Below are 12,084 nucleotides of genomic sequence, written 5' to 3'. Positions count from 1 at the left end.
GATTTGAACCGGAGTTTCGTAATTTTGCTCTTATATCATAATATATCCATCTTTGTAAAAAAACAAAAGAACCTATTGATTCATGATTAAATTATATACTTTAATAGCAACAGTACTCCTATTTTTCTTTAGTTGTACAAAAAACGATATGAAATACAGTGTAGGTCAGGAATGGAAATACAAAACCCGTCCTACGGAAGGAAAGTCTATCCTTAAAATTTTAAAGATTGAGGAATATCCTGCAACTGGAAAAGTAATTCATATTTCCGTTAGTGGTCTGAAGATGAAAAACCCTGGCAGTCCTACAGGCTTTTCAGAAAACCTGAGTCATATTCCTATATCGGAAGAAGCTTTAAATAAAAGTGTCACCAAGCTACAAAATCATACCCGCAAAATGCCCGATTCACTTGAAACAGACGGATATTCTTATTGGAAAAGAGAATTTGATAAAGGAGATGCAGGAGTATTTACAATTCCCGTTTCTGAAATTGTAGGCTCAATGGAAAACGCTATTGTTTCAGGAAACGTTAGTAAGTAGAAGGCATACTTTCTATTACCGACGCAAACGTCTCGCTCATGGTCAATTAAAAACAAAATTCTATTTAAACCCCTCAATCAACAATGAGAAAACTCACCATCCTTTTAATTTTCATTTTCACCACTTCTTTAGTATTTGCTCAAAATCAAAGATTTACCTATGAATATTCTTTTAAAATGGATTCTTTAAATAAAGAAAACGTTGAAAAAGAAATCATGAATCTTGATATTACTAAAGAGGGTTCCAACTTCTACAGTGCTTTGTTAATCAGCAGAGATTCTATTCTTAAAGCACAATATGAAAGAGGAAAAGCTTCACAGTCTTTTGTTTTTAGTATGAAAAATGTTAAACAATCAAAAGTTAATTTCCGGATTTCTAAAGATTATCCCAATCTGGAAACGGTTTATCATACGTCTATCAGTGCCAATAATATCGCTTTAAAAGAACAGAACAAAATAAACTGGACGATCTCTCCCGAAACAAAAACGATTGAGGGTTTTAAGGTTCAGAAAGCAACGACCATTTTTGGCGGAAGAAACTGGATGGCCTGGTTCACGAATGATATTCAAATACAGGACGGACCTTACAAATTCTGTGGCCTTCCCGGTTTGATTTTAAGTGTCGGAGATGATAAAGGAGATCATGTTTTCAATCTGGTTGGAAGTAAAAAACTCAATTATGAACCTTTAATGATCAGTTCAAGCATGAAAGAAATTTTTGTGACCAATGAAAAGTTTAATCAGCTCTGGAATGAATATAAAAAAGACCCTGCAAAAAATATAAAAATCATGCACAATTCTTCAGAAATGTCAGATACATTATTTTCTGGCCCCAATGGAAATCCGCTCACAAAACAAGATCTCATTAAAGGAAAAGAACAGCGGGCACAGGAAAGTTTTAAGAAAAATAATAACTTTATTGAAAGAGAATTGTACAAATAATAGAACTACCCTATGTTGACACGGAATTTATCGGATTCTTAGCAGAATTAAAACCAAATACTAAATCTTAACACCATTGAAAATAAAATTATTATTCCTTTCATTTTTTAGTGCATGGTTAGCTCACGCACAAACACTTCATTTTAAAAATCTCACCAATATGTCTGCAGGCAGAGGTGCCACAGCCAGTGTCATCGTGAATGATGATATCTATGTGAGCAATGGGTATCATGAAAAAGCAAGTGATGCAAAGTATGTTGAAAAATATAATATGACCAATAACAGCTGGAGTATTCTCAACTCTATGCTACTTCCCAAAAGATTTGCTAATTCAGAGACTTACGATAATAAAATTTATATTTTTAACGGTTGGGGAAACAGCCATCTTGAAATTGTAGACCTTGCCACCAATACAGTCACGAAGGGGGCTGTTAATCGTTCCTATACAGGAAATTCAGGTTCAGCGATCCATAATGGCAGAATATATGTATTTGGCGGCAGCGGATTAAATGGAGCTGCAACCACGGTATTTTCAAATAAATTCCAGTATTATGATATTGCTTCAAATACCTGGAATCCATTACCCAATATGCCCACAGCCAGAGAAGCAAAAGGTAAAATTGTTAATGATAAACTTTACGTCATTGGTGGTTTTAATGGGACCCCGTCCCGTCTGATCAATGTCTACGACCTCAAAACTAATCTTTGGATCGATAAGTACACAATGCCAGTTGGTATATCAGGACATGCATTAGCTGTATCCGGTCATAAGATTTTTATTGTAGGTGGTTTTAATAATCAATCTTTCCTTGCTTATTTTGATACTGTAACCCATAAATTACATCAGTTATCATCTAATATGATTCCCAGAAGACACGCTGCTGCTGAATTATACAACAATAAATTATACATCATCGGTGGAAGTACAACGTCTCTCACCAGCTCAGCGATTAAAAGCATACAGGTCGCAGATATTAGCGAAAGTGTACTTTCTGCAAGTGCAGCCAATAGAGATTAAATATAGATTTATAACCAGAAATATAAGACCGGGAACACTACATGAAGTATATCAATTCAAATGAACGGTACTACGAAATAAATTAAAAAATGAACGACACTTTTACAATTGATGATCTCCAGAATATCTGGCAAAAGGTCAGCATTCTGCATAACGGACAAACCTACGGAGGCCAGAATAAAAACGAAAAAATTGAATACATCAACCACATCGGCAGTGTTGTATTTGAAATAATGAATGCTGCTAAAAATACGCCTGACTTTAACTTGGAGCTTGCTGCGAAATGCGCCTTTTTACACGATACACTGGAAGATACCAACTTTAGCACGGAAGATCTGGAAAGAGAATATGGCCAACAAGTTCTGGAAGGTGTTTTGGCACTGACAAAAAACACAAAGCTTGAAAAGGAACATCAAATGGCAGACAGCTTAAACCGGATCAAAGCACAGCCAAAAGAAATCTGGGCGGTTAAAATGGCCGATAGAATTTGCAATTTATATGCACCACCCTATTATTGGAACACCTCCAAAAAAGAAAAATATCTTGAAGAAGCACAAATTATTTATCAGGATTTAAAAGAAGGTAATGACTATTTAGCGAAAAGATTATTAGAAAAAATTGAAATGTATCCCAATAAATAGACTGCGCATTTTCCCGGTACCCTTTTTCAGCGAACAGAACGAAACCCCCAAAGGTGGTTTCTGGAAAAAATACTTGGACAGTAAATAACAGCCGGCAAAACTCATTAATTTCAAATAATAAGTCATTCCGCTCTCTTTTTCAGAGCGGTTTCTTTATTTTTACAACTACAAAAAGTGAACAGGACATGAAGAAAATAGAAACAAAAATAGACGAAGCTTTTAAAAATACTTTTCTGCTGCCCAGAGAAAAAACAGTCACTCAATTTCTGATTGATGTTTTAGATTCAAAATATACATTTAGGGAAGATGATAAAAAAATTGAGGTGATCAGCCTGTATTATTATGCTTCAAGTCCGTTAAGTTTTTTATTTGCGTTGCCTCATTATGAATATTATTCCCCGGATAAAACCATTCAGATGGCGGAACTTCATTTGAGAGATCATTCATTCGAAGACTACTCTTATATAGATATTGAGGAATTATGCAAAAAAGTACTGGATGAAAATAATATTGATTATTCACCCTATCTTAATGCATATAATCAATTAGACTACGCTCATTACTGGGAAAACCAGTCTGGTTTGGAAAAAGATTTCTTAATGAACTGCTGGAGAAACGCCAAAGAACAAACGCAGTCTAAAATGATCGGATTTTTAGAGTCTTCAGATGGTGCAGGCGGAGTGTATGATATGGATAACGGATTTGATGTTCCTTTTGATGTGGATATGGATGAATATCTTCGGTCTCATGGTTTTGTGATTGAAAAGGATTAAATAACTTGAAAAACTCTCTTTATATTAGATAAAATTCACAAATGAAAAAAAAAATAATTTTGGGAATATTGTTCTCAATTTCAATATCTTTTAAAATTAGAGCTCAGGATTTTTTACAAAAACTTGATAAGGAATTTTGTATTTGTTTATCTAATAAAACAAATTACACTGATGAAACATTTAAAATCTGTTCTTCTGAAGTAATGACAAAGCTTCAAAAAGACTTTGAGAGCTATCATAAAAGTAATGGTTATGAAAATAAAGATGATTTTATGAAAGATTTTATGGTCAGGCTAATAAATAATTGTAATCCTTTTTTTATGCACATGATTGATTTAAAAAAAATGGGAATGGACAAATTTAGAAATGATTATAAAGAAATAACTATTGATTCTTTAAAAAATAAATTTAATGAAACAAAGCTTTTAGTTAATTATTTGGAGATAGCAAATTGGTATTTTGCCCATAATAAAACTGAAGAAGCTGAAGAGGTGTATAAGGAAATTCTCAGAAATGAACCCAATCAAATAGAAGCTACTTATATGTTAGGATTACTTAATGATGAACTAGGAAAATACCAGGAAGCAAAAATTTTGTACGACAAAGTATACAAAAACACAGAAAATATACAGTTTCGGTTATATTCAGAAATGAATTTGAAAAGAATAAAATAAAGTCCCACGCCGAAAGCCTCCAACACACTTACACGGGCGTCCCTCATGCTACCGCGAACGTCCCGCTCGTGTCTAAACTTAGAAAAGATAAAATATTAACCTTAGCCACCTACCCTATCATGAAAAAAACCTTTGAATTCCTTAAGCAACTTGAAAAGAACAACAACCGTGAATGGTTTACAAAGCATAAAGCGGAATTTGATTCGGTGATCAAAGACAACAAAGTGTTTTTCACAGAGATTTACAATGAGCTTCAGGAGCATGACAACTTAAAAGGTATTCATATTTTCAGGATTTACAGGGATGTCCGTTTTTCCAAGGATCCTACGCCATATAAAAACAATTTTGGAGTTGGTTATTCCCGTTCGAAACCGATGTTGAGAGGCGGATATTATATTCAACTTGAGCCTGGAAACAGTTTTGTGGGAGGTGGATTCTGGGGTCCGGATGCTAAAGATCTTCTCCGTATCCGTAAAGAATTTGAAATTAGTACCAGAGAAATTGACAAGATCACCTCTGATGAAACTTTCAAAAAATACTTCGGAGAAATTGAAGGGGATGCCGTAAAAACAGCCCCGAGAGGTTTTGATAAACATCATCCTGCCATTGATCTGATCAGAAAGAAACAATATGTCGTGATGAGGAAATTTACGGATAAGGAAGTTCTATCGGACAGTTTTCAAAAGGAAGTTCTTCTCACCTTATTGGCCATGCGTCCGTTTTTTGATTACATGAGTGAAGTCCTGACGACAGATTTAAACGGAGAACCGTTATTTTAAATCAAAACCATATACAAATATCAAAGCCGTTCTATTTTCCCGAGCGGTTTTTTGCTATATTTACTTTCCTAAAATGAATTCATGAAGGCAAGATTTGACACCATTATCCTATACGTTCAAAATGTTGAATTGCTTAAAAACTTCTATGTTGAAAACTTCAGTTTAAAAGTAATTGAAGAAGATTCCGGCTGGGTTCTTTTGAATGCTGGAGCTGTCAATATCGGACTTCATAAAATAGGAGATCAGTATCTAGAAGAAATAGATTCCGGTTATCAGTTTGATAATAATACGAAAATCGTTTTTGAAATTGATGTGGATATAGAATCTGCGAGAAATGAATTGATTTCCAAAAATACGGCAATGAGAGAAATCAAAACCTTTGAAAATTATAATTTCTGGCTGTGCGACGGAACGGATCCGGAAGGAAATGTATTTCAGTTGAAGGTAAAAAAATAAAATCCGGCACCGGCTGATATAAAACACTAATTATTCTTCACCATGCAGGAATTATTAAAACAAATTGAAATAAAGAATTCAGATCACGGGTTTAAAATCTTAAATCCCGCATCAGATAAGAAAATAGTAGAACTGGAACATAAAATAGGATTTAAACTTCCCGAAGATTTCATTCAGTTTTATAGTTTATGTAATGGATTTGAGTGTTTGGAAGATATATTCAATTTTTTGTCTGTAGATACCATATTAGCGAATAATGATTATGGTGATCATTGGTTTTTATTTGCTGAATATATGATCTTTTCAGACTCCTGGGGTTTAAGAAAAAACGAAGATGGAGACTTTGAATTTTTCAGTTCTACACATACGATTTCATCAAATTCACTTACCGATTTTCTGCAGGCGTTCTCTAAGGGAAATGTTTTTGGAAATGACGGAATATATGAATGGGAAAAGAAACACACTAAAGATAATCCGATCATCCAGCCATAAGTTGCTAACAATAATGTATAACCCAACAAGAAGAAACCGAAACATCGGAACTGAAAATCAAGGATATGGCCAGAATAACAAACTGACTATATCTTCGCCTTATGGAGACCTTAAATCTTTTTATGAAAAACTCAGCAATTACCGGAAAGAAATCAGACTAATCAATGATCATGAATTTATATTTGTGATCGAAGAACCCCGTGAGCACTCGCTTCATTCCTGTTCGATCAATGACATTGCGAAAATAATTGAACAAATTCCACCGGAAGATTATGGAGATTTAAAGTTTATTATTTTAAGGCAACCCAAAAGAAAAGAAGAAATTCTTTCTCCGGTCTGGGGAAGATTAATATACAGCTATGAATTTGAAAATGAATACTTTCCGGCCGTGATTCTGGATGCAGTTGATACCGAAAAGAAATTATTTTGGTTAAAGAAACAAACTGTCGAAGATCAAAAAGAATTTGAAAGATTAAAAACTGATGGACATATATTCAGTGAGACAAAGAGAGATTTTATTGCTGAATTAAAACCGGAATTCACAAGAAACACTCAACTTTACAGAACTTTACCGCACGAATTCGGGCATTACGTTCACTATTTGGAAGTGGTTGAAAGACCGGGAAATGACAATGAAGATTATGACGAAAAAGAAAAAAGAATGGACTTCTACTTTAGTATTCCGAAAAGTGAAAAAGAAAAATATGCTCATAAGTATGCTGAGACATTGAAAAACAGACTTACCGTTGAAAATAAAATTCCTTTCAAACTGATATAAAACAATCCTCAAAAAATGAAACTCAAAATATTTATTCTCCTCTTCACTTTTTCCATTGTTCAGATTTTTGCTACAGGCCAGGAACCTGACAAAATCATCATCAATAATAAAGAATATGACCTTTTGAATAATCCTTTGGAAAAATATTTTGAAGAACATCCTGACGATCATCCGATCTATGGAAACAAACTTTCTGAATTCAAACAATATAAAAACGGCGAACAGATGATTTATTTTTCCACATCCAATTCCCGGGATTATATCGCAACGTTTAAAATTGAAAATGCTGTTTTAAGTTTAGTAGATCTTACCATCCGGGATCTCAATTCAGAAAAAGAACACTTTGTTTCGGTGTACAAAAAACTGTTTGGAGATCAAAAAATAGTTCTTAACTATTCGGGAATCCTTGTTATCCCAACCGGAAAGCTCATTAAAGCAGCCGATTTCGGATATTCCTCTTTACATGAGCAATATAAATTAATAACCATCAACAATGATACAGTAGTCAGGGAAAAGGATCTCAATAAAGATGATTTTATCAAATTCAAATTTCGTCAATTTTATCAATATAAAAATACTGAAGAATATAAAATCAGACTGAAAAATTACATTAAAGACTGGGAAGAAAGTAAAAAATCAGAGTTGTCCAAAGAGAACACCAAAGGTATGTCAAAAAAGGAAATCACAGCATTAAAAAAAGAATATGAGCAGCCTCCTACCGAAGATTATATCAACGGGTATTTTTTCACGGTTGATAATCCGGATTTTGTAATTGTAGATTATTAATTCACCAAAAGACTTTTATTGGTTTCAACTATAGAACCGTTCTGAATACCGGAGCGGTTTATTTTTTCAGAAGCGAATGCCTATTTTAGTTAATTTTATATTCAATAACCCATTGATCACAAAATTATTATGCCTCATTTTATTATAGAATGCTCACAGGATCTTCTTCAGCAAAGAACGCCGGAAGAAATAATGGATTCCGTTTATAAATCGGCGGATTCAACAGGCCTATTTGCTCCCAATGATATAAAAGTCAGACTTCGGCCCTATGAATATTTTAAGCTTGGAGAGCAGAAGAATAACTTCCTCCATGTTTTTGGGTATATTATGGAAGGTCGCAATACGGAACAGAAGGCCGAACTGTCAAAGAAAATCTGCGCTCAGTTAACCGTTTTATTTCCGGATATTTCTTTCCTATCTGTTAATATCAGTGAATTTGAATCTGCTACGTATTGCAACAAAGCACTCATTAATCCTGAAAATACAGATCAGAATCGTCATTTTGGACTGTAGAAACCTGGTTGAGAATAGCTGAACATGTAATACCTGTATCTCTGAAGTTGTTTTTTAATAAAGCCCGTCATGAAAAATTTATACAGTCTATGCCTTTTTCTTTTGATGTTCACTTTCTGTACTGCGCAGAAAAAGCCGTCACAGGAACTGCTCAAAACTCAAAAAGAATTAACGGATAAACTCGCAGAAATCAGTAAAACGACAAGCTTCAACGGATTTGGAATAGCACTGGTTAATGACCAGGAAGTTTTATATCAGAACGGTTTCGGAATCGCACATATCAATCCTGTTCAAAAATACGATGAGCATACGGTTCAGAATATAGCATCGGTCTCCAAAACACTTATCGGCATTGCTATTCTTAAAGCACAGGAACTGGGAAAACTGAAACTGGATGACCCGATCAATACATATCTTCCGTTCAAAGTAATCAATCCTAGATTCCCCAATATTCCCATCACCATCAGACAACTGACCACACATACGTCTTCGATTAATGATAATAATGGATATATGACCCAAACGGTTGTATTAAAAGATACCGCTGATCTGGCGAAAAATTTGAAAATCGATATTTCCCCTACAAAATTCAATCCTCCTTCCTCTAAAATTTCCATTGAAGAATTTTTGAATCATGTTCTTAGCGAAAAAGGGAAATGGTATTCTAGTGATGTATTTTTGGATAAAAAACCCGGCGAACTGTTTAATTATTCCAATATCGGAGCTACTTTGGCTGCTTTGGTGGTGGAAAAAGCGACAGGCATTCCTTACGATACTTTTACGACCCAATATATTTTCAAGCCATTAAAAATGAATCATTCAGGCTGGAATTTTAAGACTGTAAATTTTTCAAAATATACCCGCACTTTTATTGATAAACAAACGCCTTATCCTTACTATTCACTCAATACTTATCCCGATGGAGGAATGCTGACCACTTCCGATGATATGAGTAAATACCTTCTTGAGTTGATGAAAGGGTATTTTGGAAACGGAAATATTCTGTCAAAAGAAAGCTATAAAGAATATTTTACACCCCAACTGAAAGCGGAAAACTTTCAGGACAGAAGCAACAGCGAGTACAGCGATGAATACAATATGGGCATCACCATGGGCTTCGGATCTACCGGAAATTTCGGACACACGGGCGGCGATCCGGGAATGAATTCCGTGATCTGGTTTTTTAAAGATAAAAAAATGGGCAGATATCTCATCGTGAATACCGACTGGGACAATAAAATGTCGGGGAAAGATCAAAAAGCCATTTATGATCTTCTTGATGAATATTTTATCAAGTTAAACGCGATCAGTAGGTCCGGAAAGTAATCTTTATTTTTAAATGATTTTCATTCAATTCAAACAAAAAAAGAAATAAATTTGTATAAATAATCGTCTGATAACCAGATCTGAATATGACCATTCATCAGCTATATCATTTTTTTAAAGACTGGCGGAAACTGTTTTTCTTTTTCGCCTGTAGTCTTACTGTGTTGATGATGGTGAATATTTATTTAGATTATTTATTGACGCAGCTGCAAAACAGCTCTTTTTACCTATCCGAATCACTTCTTTTCAGTTGTTTCTGGCTTCTGTTTGCTCCTTTGCTGTGTCTTCAGTTTTATCTGATTAAAAAAACAAAAAAACTTACACTGGGACTATTGATGATCAGTTTAGCGGTTGTAGTTCATTTGACCATCTACCCTATCTTCATATGGTTTCTTTCAAAAACATTGTCTGATCACACCTTTCCGTATGGGCAGACTTTTACCTTTGGAATAACCGCTTACCTGATTAAAACTGTACTTGTCTACAGTTCGTCTTTTATCATATTTACCATTTTAAAGAATAAAATACAGACTCGTCAGTCGGTTACAAAAGAAACCACAAAACAAAATACAATAACTTCCATAGTGGTTTCTGACGTGAATCATAAAAAAACAGTCATAGAGGTCCGTGATGTTTTTTATTTTTCTGCGAATTCTCCTTACATCAATATTCATCACCGGTCCAAAAAATACCTTCACAATGACACCTTAAAATCATTGGAAACACAATTAGACAGCAATCAGTTTGTCCGGATCCATAAATCTCATATGGTGAATATTCATCACATTATTTCTTACCAGTCCAGACAAAACGGGGATTATGATATTACGCTTTCAGACGATACCATCCTGAGAGTAAGCCGCAATTATGCAAAAGATTTCAGATCAAAACTGGAAAGCCTTCATCTTACCACAAAATAAACTCACCTTACTTCATTAAATTTGAAAATCAACGGCTTAAGTGATCAACTTTGCAGAAAAGTTTAACACTATGAAAACATTGATTGTGTACATCATCATGCTGATTTCTTGTTTAGGATTCATGAGCTGCAACGGACAGACCTCAGAAAAAAAAGGAAATACTAAAATCGTAGGCGGTGGCTGCGACGGCTGTGAAATCATGTATATCGGAATGCCCAAAGAAATTCATTCTGAAGATATAAGTCCCGGCTGGAATGAAAAAGGTCAGCAATTAATAATCTCAGGAACTGTATTTCAACGGAACGGAAAAACACCTGCAGCCAATGTCATTATCTATTACTGGCAAACGGACAATGACGGTTATTACTCGCCAAAAAAAGGTATGGATAAACGGACAGAACGTCACGGTCATATCCGGGGATGGGTAAAAACAGACGCGTTGGGAAGATATACCATTAAAACAATCCGCCCTGCTCCTTATCCCAGCCAAACGCTGCCGGCACATATTCATTTATCTGTAAAAGAGCCAGATGTTGCCAATGAATATTACACGGATGAAATTAATTTTGAAGATGACCAGCTTCTTGTTCCGTATTTCAAAAAGTATCCTCAGGAAAACCGTGGTGGAAGCGGCGTTGTAAAGCCTTTGATGAAAGGTACTATTCAGATGGCAAAGCACAATATTATTCTTGGCCTCAACATTCCAAACTATCCTAAAAAATAATTTTCATCCTATTTTTTGTGATAATCCGAAAATAATATACATTTGCATTCATAATTAAATGAATGTTCATTTAATTGTAATCAATTGATAATAAAACAAATATGCGCAACCGGGATCTTAACAAAGAAAACAGTATAAAAGAAAAGGCCATTGAAATCATTGTGAAAGATGGATTGGATGGTTTTACGATCAATAAGCTGGCGAAAGCATGCAATATCTCTGTAGGGACACCTTATGTATATTATAAAGATAAAGATGATCTCATTCTGAAACTGGTTATTGAGGAAGGAAACAAAATGGAAACCGAAATAAACGAGGGATTTGATCCGGATTCTGCTTTTGAAGAAGGAATGCGTGTACAGTGGACGAACAGATATCATTATGCCATCAAAAATCCTATGGTGCTTCCCTTTTTTGAACAAATCAATAACTCTCATTACAGTCGTCAGTTTATTGAGATGTTTAATGAAAAGCCGGGAACGTTTATGAGTGAATTCAAGAACAATCTTTTACAGTTCATATCCAATACGGTGCAGCGTGAAGAAATTGATGAATTGCCATTTGAAATTTTCTGGTCCATTGCTTTTGCTCCCCTACACAACTTATTACGCTTTCATCAGCAGGGAAGAAATATCAACGGATTACCTTTTGTTTTGACAGACGAAATGGTATTGATGACCTTCGACAAGGTTTGCAAAGCATTAAAAAAATAAAGAACAGAATAA

16 protein-coding genes are annotated in these 12,084 nt (G+C 34.6%); all 16 read left to right on the top strand.

All coding sequences use genetic code 11. The features are described 5' to 3' along the window. The first annotated feature begins 148 nt into the window (after positions 1-148). The 16 genes from IW22_RS01265 to IW22_RS01190 all read left to right on the top strand — a co-directional run bounded on the left by IW22_RS01265 (position 149) and on the right by IW22_RS01190 (position 12,072). Positions 149-538, top strand: a complete 390-nt coding sequence (locus IW22_RS01265; protein WP_228383970.1) for a hypothetical protein — start codon at positions 149-151, stop codon at positions 536-538. 83 nt (positions 539-621) lie between these two features. Next, the gene (locus IW22_RS01260; RefSeq protein WP_034723518.1) at positions 622-1,479 is read left to right on the top strand and encodes a GLPGLI family protein; all 858 of its coding nucleotides are present in this window, start codon (positions 622-624) and stop codon (positions 1,477-1,479) included. Between the two features lie 76 nt (positions 1,480-1,555). After that, positions 1,556-2,497, top strand: a complete 942-nt coding sequence (locus IW22_RS01255; RefSeq protein WP_131401667.1) for a Kelch repeat-containing protein — start codon at positions 1,556-1,558, stop codon at positions 2,495-2,497. An 89-nt stretch (positions 2,498-2,586) separates the two neighbouring features. Continuing rightward, the gene (locus tag IW22_RS01250; protein ID WP_051890891.1) at positions 2,587-3,138 is read left to right on the top strand and encodes a bifunctional (p)ppGpp synthetase/guanosine-3',5'-bis(diphosphate) 3'-pyrophosphohydrolase; all 552 of its coding nucleotides are present in this window, start codon (positions 2,587-2,589) and stop codon (positions 3,136-3,138) included. Between the two features lie 185 nt (positions 3,139-3,323). Continuing rightward, a complete protein-coding gene (locus tag IW22_RS01245; protein ID WP_131401666.1) occupies positions 3,324-3,911 on the top strand; it encodes a hypothetical protein in 588 nt (195 codons plus the stop codon). Between the two features lie 41 nt (positions 3,912-3,952). Continuing rightward, complete coding sequence (locus IW22_RS01240; RefSeq protein ID WP_034723514.1) at positions 3,953-4,585, top strand: tetratricopeptide repeat protein; 633 nt, start codon at positions 3,953-3,955, stop codon at positions 4,583-4,585. Between the two features lie 119 nt (positions 4,586-4,704). Then, complete coding sequence (locus tag IW22_RS01235) at positions 4,705-5,364, top strand: DUF2461 domain-containing protein (RefSeq protein WP_034723513.1); 660 nt, start codon at positions 4,705-4,707, stop codon at positions 5,362-5,364. Between the two features lie 81 nt (positions 5,365-5,445). Continuing rightward, complete coding sequence (locus IW22_RS01230) at positions 5,446-5,820, top strand: VOC family protein (protein WP_034723511.1); 375 nt, start codon at positions 5,446-5,448, stop codon at positions 5,818-5,820. A 42-nt stretch (positions 5,821-5,862) separates the two neighbouring features. Beyond that, on the top strand, positions 5,863-6,312 hold the full coding sequence (locus tag IW22_RS01225) for an SMI1/KNR4 family protein (protein ID WP_034723509.1): 450 nt from the start codon (positions 5,863-5,865) through the stop codon (positions 6,310-6,312). Positions 6,313-6,325: 13 nt separating this feature from the next. Next, on the top strand, positions 6,326-7,090 hold the full coding sequence (locus IW22_RS01220; RefSeq protein WP_034723507.1) for a hypothetical protein: 765 nt from the start codon (positions 6,326-6,328) through the stop codon (positions 7,088-7,090). A 15-nt stretch (positions 7,091-7,105) separates the two neighbouring features. Further along, complete coding sequence (locus tag IW22_RS01215; RefSeq protein WP_034723505.1) at positions 7,106-7,876, top strand: hypothetical protein; 771 nt, start codon at positions 7,106-7,108, stop codon at positions 7,874-7,876. Positions 7,877-8,005: 129 nt separating this feature from the next. Further along, entirely contained in the window at positions 8,006-8,389 is a 384-nt protein-coding gene (locus tag IW22_RS01210) for a 5-carboxymethyl-2-hydroxymuconate Delta-isomerase (protein WP_034723503.1), read from the top strand. A 69-nt stretch (positions 8,390-8,458) separates the two neighbouring features. Continuing rightward, on the top strand, positions 8,459-9,715 hold the full coding sequence (locus IW22_RS01205) for a serine hydrolase domain-containing protein (protein WP_034723502.1): 1,257 nt from the start codon (positions 8,459-8,461) through the stop codon (positions 9,713-9,715). An 86-nt stretch (positions 9,716-9,801) separates the two neighbouring features. Next, positions 9,802-10,635, top strand: coding sequence for a LytR/AlgR family response regulator transcription factor (locus tag IW22_RS01200; RefSeq protein ID WP_034723500.1), 834 nt, complete (start codon positions 9,802-9,804; stop codon positions 10,633-10,635). A 70-nt stretch (positions 10,636-10,705) separates the two neighbouring features. Beyond that, a complete protein-coding gene (locus IW22_RS01195) occupies positions 10,706-11,359 on the top strand; it encodes a hypothetical protein (protein ID WP_034723499.1) in 654 nt (217 codons plus the stop codon). 101 nt (positions 11,360-11,460) lie between these two features. Then, positions 11,461-12,072: a TetR/AcrR family transcriptional regulator gene (locus IW22_RS01190; protein ID WP_034723497.1), complete on the top strand. Its 612-nt coding sequence runs from the start codon at positions 11,461-11,463 to the stop codon at positions 12,070-12,072. Positions 12,073-12,084 lie beyond the last annotated feature (12 nt).

Origin of the sequence: Chryseobacterium sp. JM1 (assembly GCF_000737715.1) — a bacterium.
Taxonomy (GTDB): Bacteria; Bacteroidota; Bacteroidia; order Flavobacteriales; family Weeksellaceae; genus Chryseobacterium.
The sequence above is the reverse complement of the archived record's forward strand: the minus strand, read 5'-3'. Positions and strand labels throughout refer to the sequence as shown.